This is a genomic window from Paraburkholderia sp. 22098 (assembly GCF_052045935.1).
Classification (GTDB): domain Bacteria; phylum Pseudomonadota; class Gammaproteobacteria; order Burkholderiales; family Burkholderiaceae; genus Paraburkholderia; species Paraburkholderia caledonica.
Genome location: NZ_JBQEPV010000003.1, coordinates 552,337 through 577,260, shown reverse-complemented (window position 1 = coordinate 577,260; position 24,924 = coordinate 552,337). Strand labels below are relative to the sequence as shown.

Genomic DNA, 24,924 nt, shown 5'->3' with positions numbered 1-24,924 from the left:
GCATGCTACTGGCGCTGGCGCAATGGCTGCAGAATGACGCAAGCTTCTTGCGCGTGTTCAGTTATCTCACTTTCCGCGCGGTGATGGCGACCATCACCGCGCTGCTGATCGGGCTCGTCTGCGGCCCGGCGGTGATTCGCAAGCTGACCGCCATGAAGGTCGGTCAGGCTGTTCGCAAAGACGGCCCGCAAACGCACCTCGTGAAATCCGGCACGCCGACCATGGGCGGTGTGCTGATTCTGCTCGGCATCGCCGTGGCCACGCTGTTGTGGGCGGACCTGACCAATCGCTTCATCTGGATCGTGATTCTGGTTACGTTCGGCTTCGGCGTGATCGGCTGGGTCGACGATTACCGCAAGGTCGTCTACAAGGACCCGCGCGGCATGTCGTCGCGCGAAAAGTATTTCTGGCAGTCGGTGATCGGTCTGTTCGCCGCGGTGTACCTCGCGTTCAGCGTGTCGGAGGCGAGCAACGTGCGCGTGTTCGACCTGTTCATGGCGTGGGTGCGCAGCGGCTTGTCGATGGGCTTGCCCGCGCGTGCCGACCTGATGTTGCCGTTCGTCAAATCGATCAGCTATCCGCTCGGCGTGTGGGGCTTCATCGTCCTGACATATCTGGTCATCGTCGGCGCGAGCAATGCGGTCAATCTCACTGATGGTCTCGACGGCCTCGTGATCATGCCGGTCGTGCTGGTCGGCGCATCGCTCGGCGTATTCGCTTACGTGATGGGCAGCTCGGTCTACTCGAAATACCTGTTGTTTCCGCATATCGCCGGCGCGGGCGAATTACTGATTTTCTGCTCGGCAATGGGCGGCGCGGGGCTCGCGTTTCTCTGGTTCAACACGCATCCGGCACAAATGTTCATGGGCGATGTCGGCGCGCTCGCGCTCGGCGGCGCGCTCGGCACGGTCGCGGTGATCGTGCGCCAGGAGATCGTGCTTTTCATCATGGGCGGCATTTTCGTCGCGGAAACGCTTTCCGTGATGTTGCAGGTGGCGTGGTTCAAATTTACCAAGCGGCGTTTCGGCGAAGGCCGGCGTCTCTTCAAGATGGCGCCGCTGCATCACCACTTCGAATTGTCGGGTTGGAAGGAGACGCAAGTGGTCGTGCGCTTCTGGATCATCACGTTGATGTTGTGTCTGTTCGGATTGTCCACGCTCAAGTTGCGTTAAGCAGGTATTAGGGGAAGCAGGCGATGTTCGGCGAGAAGTTTCGGGATCGGCAAAAGCCGATGGTGCTCGTGCTGGGACTGGGTGAATCCGGTCTCGCGATGGCGCGCTGGTGCGCGCGGCACGGCTGTCGGCTGCGTGTGGCCGATACGCGCGAAGTACCGCCGAATCTGTCCGCACTGGAAGCGCATGGCGTCGACGCCGCGTTTGTCGGCGGCCCGTTTTCGCCTGTGTTGCTCGAAGGCGTGGAGCTCGTTGCGATCAGCCCGGGTTTGTCGCCGCTCGCCGCCGACCTGCTGCCGCTGATCACCGCGGCGCGCGAGCAGGGCATCCCCGTATGGGGCGAGCTCGAACTGTTCTCCCAAGCGCTGAAAACGCTCGGCGAGAGCGGCTACGCGCCGAAAGTCATCGCGATCACCGGCACCAACGGCAAGACCACGACTACCAGCCTGACGGGCCTGCTTTGCGAACGTGCGGGCAAGAAGGTCGCGGTGGCGGGCAACATCAGCCCAGCGCTGCTCGACAAACTGAGCGAAGCGATCGATAACACCGCGCTGCCCGACGTGTGGGTGCTCGAACTGTCGAGCTTCCAGCTTGAAACAGCGCATACGTTCGAGCCGGACGCCGCGGCGATTCTCAACATCACGCAGGATCACCTCGACTGGCATGGCGGCCTCGACGCGTACGCCGCCGCGAAAGGCCGGATCTTCGGTACACAAACGGTGCGCGTGCTTAATCGCGACGACGCGCGCGTAATGGCGCTCGCGCCTTCCGACGCTAGCGACATCGAAGTCGTGACCTTCGGCGTAACCGAACCGAAGAGCGACGGCGACTACGGTTTGTTGCGCGATAACGGCATGATCTGGCTCGTCGAAGCACACGATCTCGACGCGAGCGACGAACCCGCACCGAAGCGTCGTCGCAAGAACGAAGCGGTTACGCCGCCGAACATTGCGCTGAAGCGCCTGATGCCGGCGGACGCCTTGCGCATTCGCGGCCTGCATAACGCGGCCAACGCGCTTGCCGCCTATGCGCTCGCTCGCGCCATCGGCCTGCCGGGCGCGCGTCTTTTGCATGGCTTGCGCGAGTATCACGGCGAGCCGCATCGCGTGGAACTGATTGCATCGATCGACGGCATTGATTATGTCGACGACAGCAAGGGCACTAACGTGGGCGCGACGGTTGCCGCACTCGACGGTCTCGCGCAGCGCGTCGTGCTGATTGCAGGCGGCGACGGCAAGGGCCAGGACTTCGAGCCGCTTGCCGCGCCGGTCATGCGCTGGTGCCGCGCAGTGATGCTGATTGGCCGTGACGCGCCGCAGATTCGCGCGGCGCTCGAAGAGACCGGCATCGCGATGACTGACCACGCCACGCTCGAAGAAGCGACGCGCGCGGCAACGGCGCTCGCGCAACCGGGCGACGCCATCCTGTTGTCACCGGCTTGCGCGAGCTTCGACATGTTCAAGGGTTATGCGCATCGTGCGGCGGTGTTCCGCAGCACGGTAGAAGAAATCGCGGCCGAACGGGGGACGATGATATGAGCTGGTCCGAACGATTCGGTTCACGTGCCACCGCCAATGGCGACCCGGCAAGCGCCACGCGCGCTGCCGGCCGCACGGGCGGCAGCGGTCTCGCGAGCGCCGTCAACGGGGTGCGGCCGTTGCGCTCGCGCATGCTCGACTACGATCATTCGCTGCTGTGGGTGGTCGTCGCGCTGCTCGGCCTTGGCGTGGTGATGGTGTACTCCGCGTCGATCGCGATGCCCGACTCGCCGAAGTACGCGTCGTACCGCGATTACGCGTTCCTCGTGCGTCAGATCATTTTCGTGGTCATGGGCGCGGTGGTCGGCGTCGTGGCGTTCCGCGTTCCGATTTCGACGTGGGACAAATACGCGCCCAAGCTATTCCTGATTTCGCTCGTCGCTCTGGTGATCGTGCTGATTCCGCACGTCGGCAAGGGCGTGAACGGCGCGCGCCGCTGGATTCCGCTCGGCATTACGAACATGCAGCCGTCCGAAATCATGAAGCTCGCGGTGACGATCTACGCGGCGAACTACACGGTACGCAAGCAGGAATATATGCACAGCTTCGCCAAAGGCTTTCTGCCGATGGCGATGGCGGTGGGTTTTGTCGGCGCGTTGCTGCTACTCGAGCCGGACATGGGCGCGTTCATGGTGATCGCGGCGATCGCGATGGGCCTGCTGTTTCTCGGCGGCGTGAACGGCAAGCTGTTCGGTGGGCTCGTCGCGACCGCGGTCGGCACGTTCAGTTTGCTGGTGTGGGCATCGCCGTGGCGGCGCGAGCGGATCTTTGCTTACCTGGATCCGTGGGACGACCGTTACGCGCAGGGCAAAGCCTATCAATTGACGCACTCGCTGATCGCGTTCGGCCGCGGCGAGTGGTTCGGCGTAGGTCTCGGCGGCAGCGTCGAGAAGCTCAACTATCTGCCCGAAGCGCATACCGACTTCATTCTCGCGGTGATCGGCGAGGAACTCGGCTTTGTCGGCGTGCTCGTCGTGATCCTGATGTTTTACTGGATCGTACGCCGCGCGTTCGAGATCGGCCGTCAGGCGCTCGCGCTCGACCGCACGTTCGCGGGCCTGGTCGCGAAGGGCGTCGGCATCTGGTTCGGCGCGCAGACGTTTATCAACATGGGCGTGAACCTCGGCTTGCTGCCGACTAAAGGTCTGACGTTGCCGCTCGTCAGCTATGGCGGTTCCGGCATCTTGCTGAACTGCGTCGCCGTCGCGGTGTTGATGCGCGTCGACTATGAAAATCGTGTGTTGATGCGTGGGGGGAAGGTATGACCCTCACGCAGCAACGCACGATTTCGGCGAAGGCTAACTTCGTGCGCAAGGCGCGCGAAGTTAAGCGAAGCGGCCGCAGCCACAACCGGTTTTCATTCATGTTGATGCGTGGGGGGAAGGTATGACCCTCACGCAGCAACGCACGATTTCGGCGAAGGCTAACTTCGTGCGCAAGGCGCGCGAAGTTAAGCGAAGCGGCCGCAGCCACAACCGGTTTTCATTCATGTTGATGCGTGGAGGGAAGGTATGACCCCCATGCAGCAACGCACGCTGATGGTGATGGCCGGCGGCACCGGGGGACACGTGTTCCCCGGGCTCGCGGTCGCGCATCTGATGCAGGCGTGGGGCTGGAAAGTCGTATGGCTCGGCAACCCTGCCGGCATGGAAGCCACGCTCGTGCCGAAGCACGGCATTCCCATGGAATACGTGCGCTTTGGCGGACTGCGCGGCAAGGGCCTGAAGACCAAGTTGATGTTGCCGCTGAATCTGCTGCGCGCATGCACGCAGAGTCTGAGCGTGCTGCGTCGTGTGAAGCCGGATGTCGTGCTCGGCATGGGCGGTTACATCACGTTTCCGGCCGGGCTGATGACCGCATTGAGCGGCCGTCCTCTCGTGCTGCATGAACAGAATTCGATTGCAGGCCTCGCGAACAAGGTCCTTGCGAAGCTCGCCAAGCGGGTGCTGGTTGCATTTCCGAATGCGTTGCCGCACGGCGAATGGACCGGTAATCCGATTCGTGCGGAACTTGCGCGCGCGATTGCGCCCAAAGCACGCTATGCAGAACGCAACGGTCCGCTGAATGTGCTGGTGGTCGGCGGCAGTCTCGGCGCTGCGGCGCTCAACGAAGTGGTGCCGCGTGCTGTCGCGCTGCTCGGTGCGAACGAACGGCCGCGCATCGTGCATCAGGCTGGCGCCAAGCATATCGACGCGCTGCGCGAGAACTACGCGGCGGCTGGCTTGCAAGCGGGCGCGGACGTGCAACTCGTGCCGTTCATCGACGACATGACGAGCGCCTATGCGAAAGCCGATCTCGTGATTTGCCGCTCGGGCGCAATGACGGTGTCCGAAATTTCAGCAGTAGGTGTGGCCGCGTTGTTCGTGCCGTTCCCGTATGCGGTGGACGATCATCAGACCACTAATGCAGCGTTTCTCGCCGATAACGGCGCAGCGCTGGTCGTGCAGCAACGCGATCTGTCGGCGGAAAAACTCGCCGACTGGTTGCGCAGCCAGACGCGGGAAAGTCTCGCGGAGATGGCAGAGCGTTCGCGCTCGCTCGCGAAACCCGACGCCACGGAACAGGTCGCGAAGATTTGCGCGACTGTGGCGGGTTCGATTTCGGGCGCGAGCCCAGAAGGAAAGCAATGAAACACATCGTCAAACATATTCACTTTGTCGGCATCGGCGGTGTCGGCATGAGCGGCATCGCGGAGGTGCTGGTCAACCTCGGCTATCAGGTGAGCGGCTCGGATCTGTCGAGCAATGCGGTGACCGATCGACTCGCCGCGCTCGGCGCGCGCATTGCGATCGGTCATGCCGCAGAGAACATAGAAGGCGCTAACGCTGTGGTCGTCTCGACCGCCGTACGCAGCGACAACCCCGAAGTGCTGGCGGCGCGTCATCGCCGTATTCCGATCGTGCCGCGGGCGGTGATGCTCGCGGAACTGATGCGCCTGAAACAGGGCATTGCGATTGCCGGCACGCACGGTAAGACCACGACCACGTCGCTGGTGGCAAGCGTGCTCGCCGCGGGCGGGCTCGATCCGACCTTCGTGATTGGCGGCAGGCTGATCAGCGCGGGCGCGAATGCGCGCCTCGGCACCGGCGACTTCATCGTGGCGGAAGCGGACGAGTCCGACGCGTCGTTCCTGAATCTGTTTCCGGTGATCGAAGTCATTACGAACATCGACGCCGATCACATGGACACCTACGGCCACGACTTCGCGCGGCTCAAGCAGGCGTTCATCGAATTCACGCACCGTTTGCCGTTTTACGGCATCGCAGTGCTGTGCGTCGACGATCCGAACGTGAAGGAAATTCTGCCGTTCGTGTCGAAGCCGATCATCCGCTACGGCTTCGCTCCGGATGCACAGGTGCGGGCAGTGAACGTTCAGGCACGCGACGGCAAGATGCATTTCACGGCAATGCGCGAAGACGCGCCGCCCATCGACATCGTGTTGAACCTGCCCGGCGAGCACAACGTGCAGAACGCGTTGGCCGCGATCGCCATCGCGACTGAACTCGAAGTGAAAGATGCCGACATCCAGCGGGCGCTGGCCGATTTCAACGGCGTGGGCCGGCGTTTTCAGCGCTACGGCGAAGTGCCCGTGGTCGGGGAAGGCAACACGTCGGGCGCCTACACGCTGGTCGACGACTACGGCCATCACCCGGTCGAAATGGCGGCAACGGTCGCAGCGGCGCGCGGTGCATTCCCGGGGCGGCGTCTGGTACTCGCATTCCAGCCTCACCGCTTCACGCGCACGCGCGACTGTTTCGAGGATTTCGTAAAGGTGCTGTCCACGGTGGACGCGCTCGTGCTGACCGAAGTCTATTCGGCGGGCGAAGCGCCGATCGTCGCGGCGGACGGCCGTGCGCTCGCGCGTGCGTTGCGCGTGGCGGGCAAGGTGGAGCCCGTGTTCGTCGATACGGTGGACGAAGTGCCGGACGCGCTTGCAGCACTCGTGCGCGACGGCGATGTAGTGATCACGATGGGCGCGGGTTCGATCGGCAGTGTGCCAGGTCGTCTCGCTCTCGAAACGAAGGTGTGAGATGAGCAGTATCCAGTCAGATCAACTCGCTAAACAATTCGGCAAAGTGGCCGTGCTGCTCGGTGGAAATTCCGCCGAGCGCGAGGTGTCGCTCAATTCCGGGCGCCTCGTGCTGCAAGGTCTGCGCGATGCCGGCGTCGACGCACATCCGTTCGATCCGGCCGAGCGTCCGCTTGCCGCGTTGAAGGAAGAAGGCTTCGTGCGCGCGTTCAATGCGTTGCACGGCGGCTATGGCGAAAACGGCCAGATTCAGGGCGCGCTCGACTTTTACGGCATCAAGTACACGGGCAGCGGCGTGCTTGGCTCGGCGCTCGGGCTCGATAAATTCCGCACCAAGCTCGTGTGGCAGCAACTCGGTATTCCGACGCCGCCGTTCGAAGCCGTACTGCGCGGCGACGACTACGAAGCGCGCGCGAAAGACATCGTCGCGAAGCTCGGATTGCCGCTTTTCGTGAAGCCGGCAAGCGAAGGCTCGAGCGTCGCGGTCATCAAGGTGAAAAGCGCCGACGCATTGCCGGCTGCGCTCGTCGAAGCGGTCAAGTACGACAAGATCGTGGTGGTCGAAAAGAGTATTGAAGGCGGCGGTGAATACACGGCGTGCATCGCTGGCGACCTGGATTTGCCGGTGATCCACATCGTGCCGGCCGGCGAGTTCTACGACTATCACGCGAAGTACATCGCGAACGACACGCAGTATCTGATTCCGTGCGGTCTGGCGGCAGACGACGAAGCGCGCCTGAAAGTGCTGGCGCGACGTGCGTTCGACGTTCTGGGCTGCACCGATTGGGGCCGCGCCGACTTCATGCTGGACGCCGACGGCAATCCGTATTTCCTCGAAGTGAACACGGCACCCGGCATGACCGATCACTCGCTGCCGCCGAAAGCGGCGCGCGCGGTGGGCATCAGCTATCAGGAACTGGTTGTCGGCGTATTGGCGCTGACGCTCAAGGATTAACGGGCAGCACTAACCGAAGCACTAACCGGGGCAACCCGAAAGCAACACCATGTGGAACAACGTTCGCCAGCTCAATTTCGCCGCCAACGCATTGCATGCGTTGCTGGTGCTCGTGCTGCTGGCGGCGGGCGGTTACTGGCTGATCCAGCGCCCGAATTTCGCGCTGCGCGAAATCCAGATCGACGGCGATACCGAGCATATCAATTCGCCGACGGTGCGCGCAGGCGTGGTTGGGCGGCTGAAGGGCAACTTCTTCACGGTCGATCTCGACGTCGCGCGCCAGGCGTTCGAGCAGATGCCGTGGGTGCGTCACGCGAGCGTGCGGCGCGTCTGGCCGAATGCGCTCGCTGTCACGCTCGAAGAGTACAAACCGCTTGGCACGTGGGGCAGCGATCAACTGGTGAGCGTCGACGGCGATCTGTTCACCGCGAACCAGGGCGAGCTGGAGCAGGACCTGCCCGCGTTCGACGGCCCGGACGGTACGGCGAAAGAAGTGGTCGCGCGTTATCACGACTTTCAGAAGTGGTTCGCGCCGCTTGGCGCCACGCCCGAAGAAGTGACGTTGTCGCCGCGTTACGCGTGGACCGTCAAGCTGTCGAACGGCATGCAGGTGGAGTTGGGGCGCGAGCGCAATCAGGACACGCTGCTCGATCGGAGCAAGCGCCTAACCGCGGCCTGGAACGCGGTGACGCAACGTTGGGGAAAGGATATCGAGTATGCGGACTTGCGCTATCCGAACGGTTTCGCGATTCGTGCCGCTGGCATGCGCTTTATCAGCGAACCCGACAAGGGCAAGAAGTAAACGGACATCACACGCAATGAGCACGCTATGAGTAAAGACTATAAAGATCTGCTGGTCGCCCTCGACATCGGGACGTCGAAGGTGGTGGCCATCGTCGCCGAGCTGAAGGGCGAAGGTCACTACGAGGTGATCGGCCTCGGCCAGAGCGAATCGAAGGGGCTCAAGAAAGGCGTGGTGGTGAATATCGAAGCCACCGTGCAGTCCATTCAGCGCGCGCTCGAAGAAGCCGAGCTGATGGCCGACTGCAAGATCACGAACGTCTTCACCGGCATTGCCGGCAGCCACATCCGCAGCTTCAATTCGAGCGGCATGGTGGCGATCAAGGAAAAGGAAGTCACGCAGGCCGATGTGGCGCGCGTGATCGAAACGGCGAAGGCGATCAACATTCCGACCGACCAGCAGGTGCTGCATATCCTCACGCAGGAATTCATCATCGACGGTCAGGAAGATGTGCGCGAGCCGATCGGCATGAGCGGCATTCGGCTCGAAGTGAAGGTGCATATCGTCACGGGCGCGGTGAGCGCGGCGCAGAACATCGTGAAGTGCGTGCGCCGCTGCGGGCTCGAAGTGAACGATCTGATTCTGCAGCCGCTCGCGTCGTCGCTCGCAGTGCTGACGGAAGACGAAAAGGAACTGGGCGTGGTGCTGGTCGACATCGGCGGCGGCACGACGGACATTGCGATTTTCAGCGAAGGCGCGATCCGTCATACGGCGGTGATTCCAATTGCCGGCGACCAGATCACGAGCGACATCGCGATGGCCTTGCGCACGCCGACGCCGGACGCGGAAGACATCAAGGTCGACTACGGCATCGCCAAACAGGCGCTGGCCGATCCGGACGAAATGATCGAAGTGCCGGGTCTCGGCGAGCGCGGCCCGCGCACGCTGTCGCGCCAGGCGCTGGCGGCGGTCGTCGAGCCGCGTGTCGAAGAACTGTTTTCGCTCGTGCAGCAGGTGGTGCGCGAGTCGGGTTACGAGGAACTGCTGAGCTCCGGCGTGGTGCTGACCGGCGGCGCGTCGATGATGCTCGGCATGGTCGAGCTGGGCGAAGACATTTTCCTGAAGCCCGTGCGAATCGGCGTGCCGGAATACGCGGGCGGTCTTGCCGACGTGGTGCGCAACCCACGCTATTCGACGGCGATGGGCCTGCTCGTCGAAGGACGCTCGCAACGCATGCGCGGCCGCAAGGTGGCGGTGCAGTCGGGTTCGATGGGGCAAGTGTTCACGCGCATGAAGGACTGGTTCCTCGGCAACTTTTAAGCATTTGTTTTACCGAGCAGGTTTTAACGGGTTTTCGACAGTTTCAGAAATACGCGCTGGTGCCGGCGGCCGGCGCGCGACAGGGGGTTGCCCGATCTCTTGCCGAATAACGGCCGAGTGGCTGAATTTTTTATCTTGACGGAGGCAACATGGAATTCCAGATGCTGGAAACCGAAACGAACGGCACCATCATCAAGGTGGTCGGAGTAGGTGGCGCTGGCGGCAATGCCGTTCAGCACATGATCAACAAGGGCGTGCAAGGCGTCGACTTCATCGTGATGAACACGGACGCACAGGCTTTGTCGCGTTCGCGCGCCACCGCGGTGATCCAGTTGGGCAACACGGGTTTGGGCGCCGGCGCCAAGCCGGAGATGGGCCACGCCGCCGCGCAGGAAGCACGTGAGCGCATCGCCGACGCATTGCGCGGCGCGCACATGGTCTTCATCACGGCCGGCATGGGCGGCGGCACGGGCACGGGCGCAGCGCCGGTGGTCGCGCAGATCGCGAAGGAAATGGGGATCTTGACCGTAGGCGTGGTCAGCAAGCCGTTCGAATTCGAAGGCGGCAAGCGCATGCGTGTGGCAGAAGCCGGTTCGCAGCAACTGGAGGATCACGTCGACTCGCTGATCGTCGTTCTGAACGACAAGCTGTTCGAGGTGATGGGCGATGACGCCGAGATGGACAAGTGCTTCCAGTGCGCAGACGACGTTCTGAACAACGCAGTTGCCGGCATCGCGGAAATCATCAACGTCGACGGTCTGGTGAACGTCGACTTCGAAGACGTGAAGACGGTGATGGGCGAGCAGGGCAAGGCGATGATGGGCACGGCGACGGTTGCCGGCGTCGATCGCGCGCGTCTCGCTGCCGAGCAGGCTGTTGCCAGCCCGCTGCTGGAAGGTGTGGATCTGTCGGGCGCGCGTGGCGTGCTGGTGAACATCACGTCGAGCCGTTCGCTGCGTCTGTCTGAAACGCGCGAAGTGATGAACACCATCAAGAGCTATGCTGCAGAAGACGCAACCGTGATCTTCGGCGCGGTGTACGACGATGCAATGGGCGACGCGCTGCGCGTGACGGTCGTGGCAACGGGTCTCGGCCGTGCGGCGAAGAAGCAGCAATCGGCACCCATGACGCTGCTGCGCACCGGCACCGACAATCAGCCGATCAGCACGCAACACGCGGCCTACGCAACGCCGTCGCACGCGAGCACGGCCGACTACGGCGCGCTGGACACGCCGGCTGTGTGGCGCACGTCGCGCGACACCGCGGCTTCGCACGTGCAGGCGCTGCAGGAAAAGGGCGTCGACACGTACGACATTCCGGCATTCCTGCGCAAGCAGGCGGACTGAGCGCACGGGCAGGCTTTCGCTGCCGCGCCTGTTCCTGGGCGTTGGCGGACGAATGCACGAGCGTGGCGGGTGAACGGCAAACAAGCCGCGTATCGTCGGATTCGCGGCAAGGACAAGTGCCCTCTTCGGAAAACGAAGCGGTTTGGGCAACTGTCGCCGATTCACTGCGACACGATGACGTGCGAGAGACGCTTCGCATCGATGCAAAGGACTGAGCATGATTCAAGCTGGTGACAAGCTGCCCGACGCAACGCTCTTCGAGTATGTCGAAGACGAGCGCGCGGGCTGCACGATCGGGCCTAATAGCTTCGACGTGCGCGAGCAGACGGCGGGCAAGCGCGTGGTGATCTTCGGATTGCCTGGCGCGTTCACGCCGACCTGTTCTGCCAAACACGTACCGGGTTATGTCGAATACGCCGAGCAGTTGCACACGCTCGGCGTCGACGAAATCTGGTGTGTGTCCGTGAACGACGCGTTCGTGATGGGCGCGTGGGGACGCGATCTGCACGCCTCGGGCAAGGTGCGCATGATGGCGGATGGCAGTGCGGCTTTCACACGAGCGCTTGGTCTCGAGCAGGATTTGTCGGCGCGCGGCATGGGAATCCGTTCCCAGCGCTACGCGATGGTTGTCGACGACGGCGTGGTCAAGACGCTGAACGTCGAGGCTGCGGGCAAATTCGAAGTGAGCGATGCAAGGAGTATCCTCGCTACGTTGAGCTAGTTATGGCGGCGTCATCACGCTGACGCGGCGCGCGGGAAACCGCGTTGTACCGCGGCAACAGTGAATGCGACGCTTTTGTGACAGGCCGTTACGCGGGCCGACGACCGGAAACGCCTCCGTTCCGGACGTCGGCCCGTCACGCTTTCCCTCACGGGCGCCCAATGAATAATGTGGGTAACGCAGCGAAACACATTGATACGTTCCGTGCGAAGACGCTTCTTAGGGTTATGGAGTATAATTCGTGCTATGGAACAAAAAGTCCCGATTGGGATTTTCAATCGAATAAAAGATCACCATGTTGAAGCAGCGCACCATCAAATCAATCGTCAAGACTGTCGGCATCGGCTTGCACTCCGGCCGTAAGGTCGACCTGACGCTTCGCCCGGCAGCGCCGGACACGGGCATTGTGTTTTCGCGCGTGGATTTGCCCACGCCGGTGGACATTCCCGCGTCGGCAATGGCGATCGGCGATACACGTCTCGCTTCCGTGTTGCAGAAAGACGGCGCGCGCGTCTCGACCATCGAGCATTTGATGTCCGCCTGCGCCGGACTCGGCATCGACAACCTGTATGTCGACGTCACCGCTGAAGAAATTCCGATCATGGACGGCAGCGCCGGCTCGTTCGTGTTTCTCATTCAATCGGCGGGAATCGAAGAGCAGAACGCAGCGAAGAAATTCATCAAGGTCACCAAGCCAGTCGAGATTCGCGACGGCGATAAATTCGCCCGGCTCGATCCGTACTTCGGTTTCAAGCTTAAATTCACGATCGATTTCCGTCACCCGGCTGTCGATAAAACCGGCCAGGCGCTGGAAGTCGATTTCGCCAATACGTCGTACGTACGGGAAATCGCTCGCGCACGCACGTTCGGTTTTGCGCACGAAGTGGAAATGATGCGTGAGTTGGGCCTCGCACGCGGCGGCAGCATGGACAACGCGATCGTGCTCGACGAGTACCGCATTCTGAACAACGACGGTCTGCGTTACGACGACGAGTTCGTCAAACACAAGATGTTGGACGCGATCGGCGACCTGTACGTGGTGGGCCATCCTTTGCTGGCTTCGTACAACGCGTACAAATCGGGCCACGGCTTGAACAACGCACTGCTGCGGGAACTGCTCGCGCATGAAGATTCGTACGAGATCGTCACTTTCGACGACACGCGCAAGGCGCCGCGCGGCTTCGCTTATGAGACGCAGACGGCTTTTGCCTAACGAATTAGCTTCACGTCTTCGGTGAAATCTCCGAAGCGAACACGCGAAAAATAAGCGGCTCAAACGAGCCGCTTTTTCTTTTGTTCAGCGATTTCTCCGATGCCGTGCCGCCATTTTCGCCAACGCTTCCTGCAGCGGCGAGGGCGCAAGCGATTCGCTGAGCGCGTGCAGCGCCTCGGCGCCGACGGGCGTCATGCGCGCCTGCTTGACCGGGGGCGGTTCCTTAGCGGGTTGCGGCCGCACCCGGATACGCAACGCGTTGACCGGCCAGCCGCGCTGCTGGAGGTCCGACAGCAACCGCGGCTCCAGATGCCGCAGCCGCGCCGCCAGCGCGTTGTGGGCGGCGAAAAGCGCCAGCACGCCTTCCTTGATAAAGCTGGGTTCCACGCTCGTCGCCAGGTAATCGGGCAGCAGGTCCCGCAGGTCTTTCTCCAACGCGGCAATTTGCTCGACGCCTGCCCGCAGCGCGGCAAACGCGTCGGTGCGATTGAGCACTTCGGCTACCGGCTGAGGCCGGCGCACGTTGAACTGCTTTGGCGGCGGCCTTGAAAACGAGGGGAAACGGCTCATGTTTGACAGTGGCGGCGCGTTCGCACCCAATGCGCGAACACGCCCCGATTGTACCGCGCGGGATGCACGCAGACCCGCCCGTGTGTACGCCGTCGAAGGGCGGCGCGGCGGGCTCCGCTGCCTTGCCGGCGTCGCGCTGGCGACATCAGCGCAGGCGGGGGCGCGTGCTAAAATGCCCGATTCGAATTCACTCTTGGACTAAGCCGCCGAGGCCACTCCGACCCCGGAGCGCGCGTGCTTTAATCGCACGCCGCAACCCAGCCGAAGCCGCGACGCAGACACCGATCCGATGACCACCGGTTTTCTACAGAAGATTTTTGGCAGCCGCAACCAGCGGCTAGTCAAGCAATATCAAAAGACCGTCGCGGCGATCAATGCGCTCGAACCGCAGATCGAGCAATTGACGGACGATCAACTGCGCGCGAAAACGGACGAGTTCCGCCAACGCGTCGCAAGCGGCGAGTCGCTGGATAAACTGCTGCCGGAAGCGTTCGCGGTCTGCCGCGAGGCGAGCAAGCGGGTGCTGAAAATGCGCCACTTCGACGTGCAGCTGATCGGCGGCATGGTCCTGCACTACGGCAAGATCGGTGAAATGCGCACCGGCGAAGGCAAGACGCTCGTCGCCACGCTGCCGGTGTATCTGAATGCGCTGTCGGGCCGCGGTGTTCACGTCGTCACGGTGAACGACTATCTGGCCCAGCGCGACGCCGAGTGGATGGCGCGCCTCTATAACTTCCTCGGTATGTCCGTCGGCATCAATCTGTCGCAGATGGACCACGAGATGAAGCAGCAGGCATACGCGGCCGACATCACGTACGGTACGAACAACGAGTTCGGCTTCGACTACCTGCGCGACAACATGGTGTACGAGCCGGAAGCCCGCGTGCAGCGAGCGCTGAACTTCGCCGTGGTCGACGAAGTGGACTCGATCCTGATCGACGAAGCGCGTACCCCGCTGATCATCTCCGGTCAGGCAGAAGATCACACCGAACTCTACGTGCGCATGAACGCGCTGCCGCCGCTGCTCGAGCGCCAGATTGGCGAAGAAAAGGCTGACGGCACAGGCGTGGAAAAGCCGGGCGACTACACGCTCGACGAGAAAGGCCGCCAGGTTTTCCTGACCGAGTCGGGCCACGAGAAAGCGGAGCGTCTGCTCGCCGAGTGGGGCCTGATCGGCGAGGGCGAAAGCCTGTACGCGCCGCAGAACATCACGCTGATGCACCATGTGTACGCCGCATTGCGCGCACACACGCTGTTCTACAAGGACCAGCACTACGTGGTGCAGAACGGCGAAGTGATCATCGTCGACGAATTCACCGGCCGTCTGATGGCCGGCCGCCGCTGGTCGGACGGTTTGCACCAGGCTGTCGAGGCGAAGGAGCACGTGAAGATTCAGAGCGAGAACCAGACGCTCGCTTCGATCACGTTCCAGAACTACTTCCGTATGTACGCCAAGCTGTCCGGCATGACCGGCACGGCCGACACCGAAGCGTATGAATTCAACGAGATCTACGGTCTCGAAACGGTCGTGATCCCGACCAACCGTCCGCCGAAGCGGATCGACAAGCAGGATCAGATCTACAAGACCGCCAAGGAACGTTACGACGCGGTGATCCGCGACATCCGTGACTGCTACGAGCGCGGTCAGCCGGTGCTGGTCGGCACCACGTCGATTGAAAATTCGGAGCTGCTCTCGCATCTGCTGAAGCAGGCTGGTTTGCCGCACGAAGTGCTCAACGCGAAGCAGCACGCGCGTGAAGCGGAGATCGTCGCGGAAGCCGGCCGTCCGAAGCGCATTACGATCGCCACGAACATGGCCGGTCGCGGCACTGACATCGTGCTCGGCGGCAATGCGGAAAAACAGGCGTCGTTCATTGAACTCGACGAGACGATCCCCGACGACGAAAAGCAGCGCCGCATCCAGAAGCTGCATGACGAATGGCAGGCGTTGCACGATCAGGTGAAGGCCGCGGGCGGTCTGCACATCATCGGCACGGAGCGCCACGAATCGCGGCGGATCGACAATCAGTTGCGCGGCCGTGCGGGCCGTCAGGGCGACCCGGGTTCGTCGCGCTTTTACCTGTCGCTGGAAGATCCGCTGCTGCGCATTTTCGCGGGCGACCGTGTGCGCGCGATCATGGACCGCCTGAAGATGCCGGAAGGCGAGGCGATCGAAGCGGGCATCGTCTCGCGCTCCATCGAATCGGCGCAGCGCAAGGTCGAGGCGCGCAACTTCGACATCCGCAAGCAACTGCTCGAATACGACGACGTCTCGAACGATCAGCGCAAGGTGATCTACCAGCAGCGTAACGAACTGCTCGAGGCGAACGACATTACCGAAACCATCGGCGCGATGCGTCATGGCGTGATCGCGGAGATCGTTCACCAGTTCGTGCCGGCGGGCAGCATTGAAGAACAATGGGACGTGCCGGAACTGGAGGAAGTGCTGCGCAACGAATGGCAGCTCGACCTCGCGATCCAGGAAATGATCAACGAGTCGAACTCGATCACGTCCGACGAAATTCTCGAAGCGGTGCAAGCCGCCGCAGACGAAGCATACGAAGCCAAGGTCGAACTGGTCGGCCGCGAGTCGTTCAGCGCGTTCGAACGTTCGATCATGCTGCAAACGCTCGACCGCAGCTGGCGCGAACATCTCGCCGCGCTCGACCACTTGCGTCAGGGCATCCACCTGCGTGGCTATGCGCAGAAGAACCCGAAGCAGGAATACAAGCGCGAGGCGTTCGAACTGTTCGCCGCCATGCTCGACGCGGTGAAGCTCGAAGTCACTCGCGTGGTGATGAACGTGCAGATCCAGTCGCCCGAGCAGTTGGAGCAGGCGGCCGAACAGATGGAAGAGCAGGGCGGCCACCTCGAGAACGTCGAGTTCCGTCACGCCGAATTTGCCGAAGCTTCGTCCGCGGCACCCGCTGCGGCGGAGGCCGCAACTGCCGCGATGATCGGCGACGCGATGAGCCACGGCTCCTCGCCGCAAACGGCGTCGCCCGTTGGCACGGACAATGTGCCGAAGGTCGGCCGCAATGATCCGTGCCCGTGCGGCAGCGGCAAGAAGTACAAGCAGTGTCACGGCAAGATCGCATAATGCCTTGGGCGGCGCGCTGACAAGCGCGCCGCGTCGCATGGCGCAGTCTTTCCTGACCGTGTTGTGTTGCTGATTTCGCGGTGGTCCGGCATCTGGCCGAGCTACTAGTTCCGTTTCCCTCAATGCCGGCACTCGCCGGCATTTTCTTCGACAGGTCGCGACCATGGCTGTCAATTTCCCCTCGATCGATCCCGCTCAACTGCATCCCGTCGCCGGCGTCACGCTCGGTTGGGCGGAGGCGAACATTCGCAAGCCGAACCGCAAGGACGTGCTCGTCATTTCCGTCGACGAAGGCGCGACGGTAGGCGGCGTCTTCACGCAGAACCGCTTCTGCGCGGCGCCGGTCACGGTGTGCCGCGAGAATCTGGAGCGCGTGCGCGCCGGCGGCAAGCCGATTCGGGCCCTGGTGATCAACACCGGAAACGCGAACGCGGGCACCGGCGAGCCGGGTCTCGTCGCGGCGCGCGAAACCTGCGTGGAACTTGCGCGCCTCGCCGACATCGCGCCGGAGCAGGTGCTGCCGTTTTCAACGGGCGTGATTCTGGAGCCGTTGCCGGTCGATCGTCTGAAGGCGGGTTTGCCGGCCGCGCTCGCGAACCGCAAGGAAGCCAACTGGTACGACGCCGCGCAGGCGATCATGACCACCGACACGCTGCCGAAGGCGACCTCGCGCCAGGTCACGATCGACGGCCACACGGTCACGCTGACTGGCATCAGCAAGGGCGCCGGCATGATCAAGCCGAACATGGCGACCATGCTCGGCTTCCTCGCGTTCGACGCGGCGGTTGCTCAGCCGGTGCTCGACGCGCTGGTCAAACACGTTGCAGACCGGTCGTTCAACTGCATCACGATTGACGGCGATACGTCGACGAACGATTCGTTCATCCTGATCGCGTCGGGCAAATCGAGCCTGCCGGCGATCACGTCCACCGACTCGCCCGCTTACGCAGCGTTGCGCGACGCGGTGACCGAGGTCGCGCAGACGCTCGCGCAGCTGATCGTGCGCGACGGCGAAGGTGCGACCAAATTCATGACGGTGCACGTAGAAGGCGGTTCGAGCGTCGGCGAATGCCGGCAGATCGCGTACGCGATCGGCCACTCGCCGCTCGTGAAGACAGCCTTTTATGCATCGGACCCGAACCTCGGCCGCATTCTCGCGGCTATCGGCTATGCCGGCATCGACGATCTCGACGTCGGCAAGATCGATCTGTATCTGGACGACGTGCTCGTCGCGACTGCCGGCGGCCGCAATCCGGCGTACCGTGAAGAAGACGGCCAGCGCGTCATGAAAAAGAGCGAGATCGGCATTCGCGTCGTGCTCGGCCGCGGCAATGCGCAAGCCACGATCTGGACTTGCGATCTGTCGCACGACTACGTGAGCATCAACGCCGACTACCGCTCGTAACCAGGTTCATCATGCGGCTTCTGGCTGCTCACTCATTGTTATGGACAAACTCGAACAGTTTCTGACACGGGCCGAAGCCGTGCTCGTCCGCCTGGAAGCGATGCTTCCGCCCGCCGCGCCTGAGATCGACTGGGCGGCGGCGGTTGCTTTCCGCTGGCGCAAACGCCAGGGGCGCGGCTACCTGCAGCCGGTGCCGGCCATCTCGGACATCACGCTCGACGATCTGCAAAACATCGACCGTCAAAAAGCGCTGATCGAGCAGAACACGCGCCAATTCGTCCACAAGCTGCCGGCCAATAACGTGCTGTTGACGGGCGCGCGGGGCACCGGCAAGTCGTCGCTGATCAAGGCGTGCCTGAACGCGTATGCGAAAGACGGCTTGCGCCTGATCGAAGTGGACAAGGACGATTTGCACGATCTGGGCGACATCGTCGATCTGATTGCGAAGCGGCCGGAGCGCTTCGTGGTGTTCTGCGACGACCTCTCGTTCGAAGACGGCGAGTCGGGCTACAAGGCGCTGAAAGTTGCGCTCGACGGCTCGGTTGCCGCGCAATCGGACAACGTGCTCATTTACGCGACGTCGAACCGCCGCCATCTGTTGCCGGAGTACATGAGCGACAACGAGACCTATAAGCACACGTCAGACGGTGAGATTCATCCCGGCGAACTGGTCGAAGAAAAGATCTCACTGTCGGAACGTTTCGGCCTGTGGGTCAGCTTCTATCCGTTCAAGCAGGACGACTACCTGTCGATCATCGGCCACTGGCTGCGGCATTTCGGCTGCAATGACGCTGAAGTCGAAGCCGCGCGCGGCGACGCGCTGGTGTGGGCACTCGAGCGCGGCTCGCGCTCAGGGCGCGTCGCGTGGCAGTTTGCGCGCGATTGGTCCGGCCGGAAATCGGAAGCATGAGCGACGCGCAGACGAACTCGGCCGGTCGTCCGGTGACGGAAGTCGCCGTCGGCGTGCTGGTGCAGCCGGACGGGCGCTATCTGCTCGCGCAGCGTCCGGCGGGCAAGCCGTACGAGGGCTACTGGGAATTCCCGGGCGGTAAGCTGGAGACGGGCGAATCGGTCGAGGCAGCGCTTGCCCGCGAGTTACACGAAGAGCTGGGCATCGAGGTGGAAGCGTGCCACCTTTGGCATACGCTTGAACACGATTATCCGCATGCTTATGTGCGGCTCTTTTTCTGCAAGGTGACGCAGTGGAAGGGCGAGCCGCACGGCCGCGAAGGCCAGGCGTTCGTGTGGCAGGCGCTGCCGGCCGAGGTTGCGCCGCTCCTGCCGGCGACCATTCCCGTGCTGGAGTGGCTCGCGTCGGAGAAACGCTGACAGGTTCAAACAGACGACGCGCCCCGCGCGCTCAATGCGGGTTGTAGTCGCCGCCAGGCGTCTCGTCTGACGGCGCTTCCTGATCGGTCCCGCCGATTTTGTACTTCTCAGCGGCCCACGCGCCGAGATCGATCTGTTTGCAGCGGTCCGAGCAGAACGGGCGGAAGCGGTTTTCGGATGTCCAGCGGACGTCCTTTCCGCAAGTGGGGCATTTGACGACGGTTGGCATACGGTCAGGCGGTCAGTACAAATGGAACAAGTAACGAATATAGGGGCTTTTGCTGCCGCTTTAAAGGCGCGGCGAGCAAGCCGACCGCTTTATTGAGTCCGTGCAGCGCTCGCGAAGGGCTTGCTTACAGGCTGCACAGCGTGAGCTGGAAGGGCACATCCACATCGACGGCACGTGGACGCAAATCGCCGTCCTGCACCGTGAAGCGCACCCACAGCATGTATTTGTTGGCGCTGGCCTCGGGAATCACGCGCAATTCCGGCGCCACGCGCACCTGCATCAACTGATACGAGCGGCCCGACAGCATTTGCTGATAGCTGCCTGCCATGGCCATAACCTTCGACGCCTGCCCCGACTCCCGTGCAAGCCTCAGCACAATGGTGGCTGCATCGCGCAAAGGCAGCAGCGGTGTGACCCACTTGGCGATGTCTTGACGCCGCTGATCCGGATGCAGTTGCTGCCACGCGTAATAAGAGGGCAGGTCGAATTTGCAGGTGCCGCCCGGAATGATCGCCCGGCTGCGGATGCTCGCGAGCCATTCGTTCTCCGCAAGATGCTGGCCCGTCTTGCCCTGCATCTGCGAAAGTCCCGCTAACGTGTGCTCGATTTCGCCGAGCACTGCTTCAAGCGCGCTCTGCTCGATTCCCGGATTGCCGCGAAACGGTGCGAGCGTTTGCCGCTGCCGTTCGAGTTCCTTCATTAGATCCGACTTGAGATCCGCGCGACCCGCCACCTCTGTGATTTCGAACAGCGTGGTGAGTGCGACATGATGTTCCCTGGCGTCTTCTTGCGTCAGAAAAAACGTGAAGCGCTCGAACAGGTCTTCGAGGCGCAATAGCGTCCGGATTCGCTCGTTGAAGGGGTACTCGTAAAGGATCAAGCGGGCTCGCCTCGGGCGTGGTCGGTGACGGGAATGCAGGACATTCTAATGCCGTGGGACTACCCTAGCAATCACGCGCTTTTCCTGCGGGTTTTTGCACATTTTCGGGCGCGTTTTTGATGGTTTTCCGCTGCTTCGGCATACAGCTAAAGCCAAAGTTCAACGTTTCGCGCCAATCGGTCACACGGGCTCTGCGCGCGCCAGCGCCAGGTATGCGCGATGCTGCGCGCCGACCTGCGCTTCGAGCGCACTGAGCGGCGCATTGTCGTTGACGATCACGTCATCTGCCGCGGCGAGCCGCGCTTCGCGCGTAGCCTGGCGGGCGATGATCGCGAGCACCTGTTCGCGGCTGAAACCATTGCGGTTCATTACCCGCGAGATTTGCGTCTCCATGCTGCAATCCACGGCGAGTACGCGATTCACGCGGGTTTTCCAACTGCCTGACTCCACCAGCAGCGGGACCACAACGATCACATAGGGGCCGGTGGCCTCGCGTTGCTCGCGTTCCGTTTCTGCGCGAATCAGCGGGTGCGTGATGTTTTCGAGCCGCTTGCGCGCCGCGTCGTCGCTGAATACAAGCGTGCGCATGCGTGCGCGGTCGAGCGAGCCGTCCGCGGCGACGAACTCGTTGCCGAACTCGGCGGCGATCTCGGGCATCGCCATGCCGTGCGGCGCGGTGATGCGATGCGCGATCAGATCGGTGTCGACGAGCGGCACGCCATGCGCCGCGAACAGATCGGCAACAGTCGATTTGCCGCTGCCGATGCCGCCTGTGAGTCCCACAACGAACATGCTTCAGCCTCCGAGAGCCAGGTAAAGCGGTGTGCCGAAAAACAAGGTGAGAACGCCGCCCGCCGCAAGAAACGGCCCGAAAGGCAGCGGCTCTTCGAAGCGCATGCGGCCGCGCCACGTTGCCGCGAGACCGACGACCGCGCCCGCCACGGCGGCGACCACCACGATCTGAGGGAGCGCCGCCCACCCAAGCCACGCGCCGAGCGCCGCGAGCAGTTTGAAGTCGCCGTAGCCCATGCCGTCGATACCTCGCACGAGCCTGAATAGCCAATGCACGGCCCACAGCACGAGATAGCCGAAAATGGCGCCGAGCACGGCATCCTGGAGACTCGCGAACACGCCGTAGAAGTTGACGATGATGCCTGCCCAAAGCAGGGGCAACGTCATCGAGTCCGGTAGCAGATGCGTGTCGATGTCGATGGCGCTCATCGCGAGCAGGGCGGCGCACAGTCCGAACGCGGCGAGCGCGGCGAGCGTTGGACCGAACAGCGCGAGAGCGCCGGCTGCGAGGGCTGCAGTGCAGAGTTCGAGTAGCGGATAACGCGGGCTCACGCGCGCCCCGCATGAGGAACAGCGCCCGCGCAGCAGCAGATAGCTGAGCAGCGGCAGGTTCTCCCATGCGTGCAGCACATGCCCGCAGTGAGGACAGGCGCTGCGTGGCACCCACAGGTTGTAGCGCGCCGGCAGGCCGTCTTCTTCGAGAGGTTGGTTAGTCGCCTCGCTCACTTCCAGACGCCATGCGCGTTCGAGCATGATCGGCACCCTATGCACGACGACGTTCAGGAAGCTGCCGATGACGAGCCCGAATACGATCGCAAAAGCAAACTGCAAGGCGGCCGGCAGGCTGCCGAATGCCTGACCGAGACCCGCTGCGAAATGATCCGGCAGCAGGTTCGAAAGCGAGCCCGAAAGCAGGTTGGAGGAGGTTTCTGGCACGAGTGAGTGAGCTGCCTGCATGGACGATACGGTGGATTCGGCTGCGATGCTACACCACGTTGCCGAGTTGAATAATGGGAAGATACATCGCGATGACAAGCCCGCCGACCAGCGCCCCCAGCACAACGATGACGAGCGGTTCGCACAGACTCGACAGCGTGCCGATCTTTTCGTCTACCTGACGATCGGCCAGCGACGCCACGTCGAGAAGCATGGTGTCGAGTGCTCCGGACTCCTCGGCAACGGCGACCGGCTGCACGACATCTTGCGGGAAGCAGCTTGCCGAACGCATGGCCGCTGCAAGCCGTTCACCGCGCCGCAGGCGCGCCGCGATGTCCACTGTTGCGCGATCGAAAAAGGCGTTGCCCGTGGCGTGAGTCAACGAATCGAATGCGTCGGCGAGCGGCGTGCCGGCCGACAGCAAGGTGCCGAGCGCGCGGCTCCACCGAGCGGCGCAGAGCGTGGCCAGCAGTGAACCGGCAACCGGTATTTTCAGCGATAAACGCGCGAAGCGGATGCGCGCCGTTTCGGAACGCCGCAGAAGAAACGTCGCCGCGAAATACGCCGCTACGATGACCGCGATGGCGGGCACACTCCATTGCGCGGCACCCGACGACAGCGCTAGTACGAACTGTGTTGGCGCGGGCAAACGCGCGCCAAATCCGTCGAAGATCTGTTTGAAAGTCGGCACCACCCAGACGAGCAAAGCTGCGGTGATCGCCAGAGCCAGCAGCAGGATTACGACAGGATAGGTCAATGCCGCGCGCACTTTCGCCCGTTGCGCGGCGGCGCGCTCGCGGTCGTCGGCGATACGCGCGAGAACCGCGGGCAGAGCGCCAGCGGCCTCGCCCACTTCGACGAGCTGACAATACAGAGCGTTGAAATGCAAGGGATGCTGTTGCAAGGCAGCCGAAAATCGCAGGCCGGCAGTGATGTCGCGAGCCAATGCGCCGACGATCCGCGGCATGCCCGGACGGCGCGAACTTTGCGCCTGCCCCAGTAGGTCCAGTGCCGGAGCGAGCGGCAAGCCGGCGCGCAACAGGCTTGCTAGCTGGCGTGTGAACAGCGTGACGTCTGCGGTAGTCGCTCTCGGGCGCGGCGCCGGTCCGTCGGCTTTCAGATCGACCACGAACAGTTTGTCGCGCTTGAGCAGAGCGCGAGCGGTGCCCGCATCCGGCGCAATGAGCAAGCCCGTTCTATGGTTGCCGTCGGGATCGACACCGTGCCATCGGAAGCGCGTGTCGGTCGACGCAGGGCGATGTGTAACGGTATTAGTCACGCGACCTCGGTGGCGGCGAGTGCTTCGGCGAGGCTCGTCGTGCCGTCGCGCACGCGAGCCAAAGCGGCGTCGCGAAGCGTGCCGATGCGTTCGCTGCGCGCCTGCCGCGCGAGTTCGTGCGTTCCCGCTCGAGCGACGATCAACTCGCGCATCGCATCGGACACGGGCATAACCTGGTGGACGCCGACGCGGCCCCGATAGCCAATGCCGTGACAAGCCGCACAGCCCTTCGCAGCGTAGGGCTGCCAACCGTCGATCTGTTCTTCGGCAAAGCCCGCTGAACGAAGTGCCGCGGCGGAGTGTGGCGCGGGCGTCCGGCAAGCTGTGCACAGGCGGCGCACCAGCCGCTGCGCCGTCACCATGCGCAGGGCGGCCGCGAGGTTGTACGGCGCCACGCCAATGTCGATCAGACGCGCGGCAGCGGCTGGCGCGTCGTTCGTGTGCAACGTGGACAGCACCAGGTGGCCGGTTTGCGCGGCCTTAACGGCGACATCGGCGGTTTCCTCGTCGCGTATTTCGCCGACCATGACGACGTCCGGATCCTGGCGCAGAAAGGCGCGCAGCGCGACAGCGAAAGTGAGCCCGGCCTTTTCACGCACGCTGACCTGATTGATGCCGGCCAGCTGGATTTCCGCCGGATCTTCGACGGAGCACAGATTGCGCGACTCGCTGTTGAGCAGATTGAGGAAGCAGTACAACGACAGCGTCTTGCCGCTGCCCGTCGGCCCCGTGACGAGCACGAGGCCGTGCGGCGCGCGAATTGCAGAATCGACGGCATCGCGCTGCCGTGCATCGAGCCCGAGCGAGTCGAGCGAAAGATCGGTTGGCAGCGCGTCGAGCCTGCGCAATACGAGCTTTTCCCCGAACAGTGTGGGCAGCGAGTTGACGCGGTAGTCTTCGATCCGTCCCGGCGACGTGGCCAGCCGCAGCCGGCCGTCCTGTGGAACACGCCGTTCGGCGATGTCCATGCGCGCCAGAACCTTCACGCGCGTGATAAAGGCGTCCCGCAGATGGGCGGGCGGCGTCGCTATTTCATGCAGCACGCCGTCGATGCGCAAGCGCACCCGCCAGCCGTTTTCCGCTGGTTCGATGTGCAGATCCGACGCGTTGCGGCGTGTTGCTTCCCGCAGCGTGTCAGTGAGCAGACGCACGGCGGGGGCGTTGTCGGGATCGTGGGCCAGTGCGGCAACGCCGTCGGTTTCGCCGGTGCGCGCGTTTGGCTTATTGCGAGAGGCGCTTTCGCTGCCTGCCGGTAGTGGCCGCAGCAAGGCCGCGGGTTGAAAAGAAGCTTGCATGAAGAGTCGGCGACTAGCCGCCTGTAGAACACGACGGCTTCATCTTCGAGCAAGGCGGGCGGGGCCGCCACT

Annotated in this window: 22 protein-coding genes; 15 read left to right on the top strand and 7 right to left on the bottom strand. The window is 63.0% G+C overall.

Features of this window, described 5'->3' with window-relative positions:
* The first annotated feature begins 2 nt into the window (after positions 1-2).
* The 11 genes from mraY to lpxC all read left to right on the top strand — a co-directional run bounded on the left by mraY (position 3) and on the right by lpxC (position 13,037).
* Complete coding sequence (mraY, locus tag ACTJLB_RS09255) at positions 3-1,172, top strand: phospho-N-acetylmuramoyl-pentapeptide-transferase (RefSeq protein ID WP_020071217.1); 1,170 nt, start codon at positions 3-5, stop codon at positions 1,170-1,172.
* A 23-nt stretch (positions 1,173-1,195) separates the two neighbouring features.
* Positions 1,196-2,710, top strand: a complete 1,515-nt coding sequence (murD, locus tag ACTJLB_RS09250; protein ID WP_020071218.1) for a UDP-N-acetylmuramoyl-L-alanine--D-glutamate ligase — start codon at positions 1,196-1,198, stop codon at positions 2,708-2,710.
* The gene (gene ftsW / locus ACTJLB_RS09245; RefSeq protein WP_087751762.1) at positions 2,707-3,975 is read left to right on the top strand and encodes a putative lipid II flippase FtsW; all 1,269 of its coding nucleotides are present in this window, start codon (positions 2,707-2,709) and stop codon (positions 3,973-3,975) included. Before murD ends, ftsW begins: the two co-directional genes overlap by 4 nt.
* Positions 3,976-4,221: 246 nt before the next feature.
* Positions 4,222-5,340 carry an undecaprenyldiphospho-muramoylpentapeptide beta-N-acetylglucosaminyltransferase gene (murG, locus tag ACTJLB_RS09240; protein ID WP_087751763.1) on the top strand — a complete coding sequence of 373 codons (1,119 nt, stop codon included), beginning with the start codon at positions 4,222-4,224 and terminating at the stop codon, positions 5,338-5,340.
* Positions 5,337-6,740: a UDP-N-acetylmuramate--L-alanine ligase gene (gene murC, locus ACTJLB_RS09235; RefSeq protein ID WP_020071222.1), complete on the top strand. Its 1,404-nt coding sequence runs from the start codon at positions 5,337-5,339 to the stop codon at positions 6,738-6,740. Before murG ends, murC begins: the two co-directional genes overlap by 4 nt.
* A gap of 1 nt (position 6,741) precedes the next feature.
* Positions 6,742-7,695, top strand: coding sequence for a D-alanine--D-alanine ligase (locus ACTJLB_RS09230; protein ID WP_020071223.1), 954 nt, complete (start codon positions 6,742-6,744; stop codon positions 7,693-7,695).
* Between the two features lie 49 nt (positions 7,696-7,744).
* Positions 7,745-8,497, top strand: a complete 753-nt coding sequence (locus ACTJLB_RS09225) for a cell division protein FtsQ/DivIB (protein WP_020071224.1) — start codon at positions 7,745-7,747, stop codon at positions 8,495-8,497.
* Positions 8,498-8,524: 27 nt separating this feature from the next.
* Positions 8,525-9,757 carry a cell division protein FtsA gene (gene ftsA, locus ACTJLB_RS09220; RefSeq protein ID WP_012434417.1) on the top strand — a complete coding sequence of 411 codons (1,233 nt, stop codon included), beginning with the start codon at positions 8,525-8,527 and terminating at the stop codon, positions 9,755-9,757.
* A gap of 149 nt (positions 9,758-9,906) precedes the next feature.
* Positions 9,907-11,103, top strand: coding sequence for a cell division protein FtsZ (gene ftsZ / locus ACTJLB_RS09215; RefSeq protein WP_020071225.1), 1,197 nt, complete (start codon positions 9,907-9,909; stop codon positions 11,101-11,103).
* Between the two features lie 217 nt (positions 11,104-11,320).
* Positions 11,321-11,824 carry a peroxiredoxin gene (locus ACTJLB_RS09210; RefSeq protein ID WP_440783090.1) on the top strand — a complete coding sequence of 168 codons (504 nt, stop codon included), beginning with the start codon at positions 11,321-11,323 and terminating at the stop codon, positions 11,822-11,824.
* 295 nt (positions 11,825-12,119) lie between these two features.
* Positions 12,120-13,037, top strand: a complete 918-nt coding sequence (gene lpxC, locus ACTJLB_RS09205) for a UDP-3-O-acyl-N-acetylglucosamine deacetylase (protein ID WP_020071227.1) — start codon at positions 12,120-12,122, stop codon at positions 13,035-13,037.
* A gap of 84 nt (positions 13,038-13,121) precedes the next feature.
* On the opposite strand, the gene ACTJLB_RS09200 is transcribed toward lpxC, so the two are convergent.
* Positions 13,122-13,607, bottom strand: a complete 486-nt coding sequence (locus tag ACTJLB_RS09200) for a DciA family protein (RefSeq protein ID WP_020071228.1) — start codon at positions 13,605-13,607, stop codon at positions 13,122-13,124.
* Between the two features lie 289 nt (positions 13,608-13,896).
* Between ACTJLB_RS09200 and secA the strand changes: the two genes are divergently transcribed.
* The 4 genes from secA to ACTJLB_RS09180 all read left to right on the top strand — a co-directional run bounded on the left by secA (position 13,897) and on the right by ACTJLB_RS09180 (position 19,441).
* On the top strand, positions 13,897-16,707 hold the full coding sequence (secA, locus tag ACTJLB_RS09195; protein ID WP_087751766.1) for a preprotein translocase subunit SecA: 2,811 nt from the start codon (positions 13,897-13,899) through the stop codon (positions 16,705-16,707).
* A gap of 163 nt (positions 16,708-16,870) precedes the next feature.
* Entirely contained in the window at positions 16,871-18,112 is a 1,242-nt protein-coding gene (gene argJ, locus ACTJLB_RS09190; protein WP_020071230.1) for a bifunctional glutamate N-acetyltransferase/amino-acid acetyltransferase ArgJ, read from the top strand.
* Positions 18,113-18,152: 40 nt separating this feature from the next.
* The gene (locus ACTJLB_RS09185) at positions 18,153-19,022 is read left to right on the top strand and encodes an ATP-binding protein (protein ID WP_020071231.1); all 870 of its coding nucleotides are present in this window, start codon (positions 18,153-18,155) and stop codon (positions 19,020-19,022) included.
* Positions 19,019-19,441: an NUDIX domain-containing protein gene (locus ACTJLB_RS09180; RefSeq protein WP_020071232.1), complete on the top strand. Its 423-nt coding sequence runs from the start codon at positions 19,019-19,021 to the stop codon at positions 19,439-19,441. The genes ACTJLB_RS09185 and ACTJLB_RS09180 overlap by 4 nt, the downstream gene beginning before the upstream one ends.
* A 31-nt stretch (positions 19,442-19,472) precedes the next feature.
* On the opposite strand, the gene yacG is transcribed toward ACTJLB_RS09180, so the two are convergent.
* The 6 genes from yacG to ACTJLB_RS09150 all read right to left on the bottom strand — a co-directional run bounded on the left by yacG (position 19,473) and on the right by ACTJLB_RS09150 (position 24,852).
* A complete protein-coding gene (gene yacG / locus ACTJLB_RS09175; protein ID WP_440783088.1) occupies positions 19,473-19,670 on the bottom strand; it encodes a DNA gyrase inhibitor YacG in 198 nt (65 codons plus the stop codon).
* A gap of 124 nt (positions 19,671-19,794) precedes the next feature.
* Entirely contained in the window at positions 19,795-20,550 is a 756-nt protein-coding gene (gene zapD, locus ACTJLB_RS09170; RefSeq protein ID WP_020071234.1) for a cell division protein ZapD, read from the bottom strand.
* A gap of 180 nt (positions 20,551-20,730) precedes the next feature.
* The gene (gene coaE / locus ACTJLB_RS09165) at positions 20,731-21,342 is read right to left on the bottom strand and encodes a dephospho-CoA kinase (RefSeq protein ID WP_440783087.1); all 612 of its coding nucleotides are present in this window, start codon (positions 21,340-21,342) and stop codon (positions 20,731-20,733) included.
* 3 nt (positions 21,343-21,345) lie between these two features.
* A complete protein-coding gene (locus ACTJLB_RS09160) occupies positions 21,346-22,299 on the bottom strand; it encodes a prepilin peptidase (protein WP_131320419.1) in 954 nt (317 codons plus the stop codon).
* Positions 22,300-22,327: 28 nt separating this feature from the next.
* Positions 22,328-23,557: a type II secretion system F family protein gene (locus ACTJLB_RS09155; protein WP_440783086.1), complete on the bottom strand. Its 1,230-nt coding sequence runs from the start codon at positions 23,555-23,557 to the stop codon at positions 22,328-22,330.
* On the bottom strand, positions 23,554-24,852 hold the full coding sequence (locus tag ACTJLB_RS09150; RefSeq protein ID WP_020071239.1) for a GspE/PulE family protein: 1,299 nt from the start codon (positions 24,850-24,852) through the stop codon (positions 23,554-23,556). Before ACTJLB_RS09150 ends, ACTJLB_RS09155 begins: the two co-directional genes overlap by 4 nt.
* Positions 24,853-24,924 lie beyond the last annotated feature (72 nt).

Coding starts and splice junctions, on each gene's coding strand:
- mraY (WP_020071217.1), top strand. CDS start 3: ATGCTACTGGCGCTGGCGCAATGGCTGCAGAATGACGCAAGCTTCTTG.
- murD (WP_020071218.1), top strand. CDS start 1,196: ATGTTCGGCGAGAAGTTTCGGGATCGGCAAAAGCCGATGGTGCTCGTG.
- ftsW (WP_087751762.1), top strand. CDS start 2,707: ATGAGCTGGTCCGAACGATTCGGTTCACGTGCCACCGCCAATGGCGAC.
- murG (WP_087751763.1), top strand. CDS start 4,222: ATGACCCCCATGCAGCAACGCACGCTGATGGTGATGGCCGGCGGCACC.
- murC (WP_020071222.1), top strand. CDS start 5,337: ATGAAACACATCGTCAAACATATTCACTTTGTCGGCATCGGCGGTGTC.
- ACTJLB_RS09230 (WP_020071223.1), top strand. CDS start 6,742: ATGAGCAGTATCCAGTCAGATCAACTCGCTAAACAATTCGGCAAAGTG.
- ACTJLB_RS09225 (WP_020071224.1), top strand. CDS start 7,745: ATGTGGAACAACGTTCGCCAGCTCAATTTCGCCGCCAACGCATTGCAT.
- ftsA (WP_012434417.1), top strand. CDS start 8,525: ATGAGTAAAGACTATAAAGATCTGCTGGTCGCCCTCGACATCGGGACG.
- ftsZ (WP_020071225.1), top strand. CDS start 9,907: ATGGAATTCCAGATGCTGGAAACCGAAACGAACGGCACCATCATCAAG.
- ACTJLB_RS09210 (WP_440783090.1), top strand. CDS start 11,321: ATGATTCAAGCTGGTGACAAGCTGCCCGACGCAACGCTCTTCGAGTAT.
- lpxC (WP_020071227.1), top strand. CDS start 12,120: ATGTTGAAGCAGCGCACCATCAAATCAATCGTCAAGACTGTCGGCATC.
- ACTJLB_RS09200 (WP_020071228.1), bottom strand. CDS start 13,607: ATGAGCCGTTTCCCCTCGTTTTCAAGGCCGCCGCCAAAGCAGTTCAAC.
- secA (WP_087751766.1), top strand. CDS start 13,897: ATGACCACCGGTTTTCTACAGAAGATTTTTGGCAGCCGCAACCAGCGG.
- argJ (WP_020071230.1), top strand. CDS start 16,871: ATGGCTGTCAATTTCCCCTCGATCGATCCCGCTCAACTGCATCCCGTC.
- ACTJLB_RS09185 (WP_020071231.1), top strand. CDS start 18,153: ATGGACAAACTCGAACAGTTTCTGACACGGGCCGAAGCCGTGCTCGTC.
- ACTJLB_RS09180 (WP_020071232.1), top strand. CDS start 19,019: ATGAGCGACGCGCAGACGAACTCGGCCGGTCGTCCGGTGACGGAAGTC.
- yacG (WP_440783088.1), bottom strand. CDS start 19,670: ATGCCAACCGTCGTCAAATGCCCCACTTGCGGAAAGGACGTCCGCTGG.
- coaE (WP_440783087.1), bottom strand. CDS start 21,342: ATGTTCGTTGTGGGACTCACAGGCGGCATCGGCAGCGGCAAATCGACT.
- ACTJLB_RS09160 (WP_131320419.1), bottom strand. CDS start 22,299: ATGCAGGCAGCTCACTCACTCGTGCCAGAAACCTCCTCCAACCTGCTT.
- ACTJLB_RS09150 (WP_020071239.1), bottom strand. CDS start 24,852: ATGCAAGCTTCTTTTCAACCCGCGGCCTTGCTGCGGCCACTACCGGCA.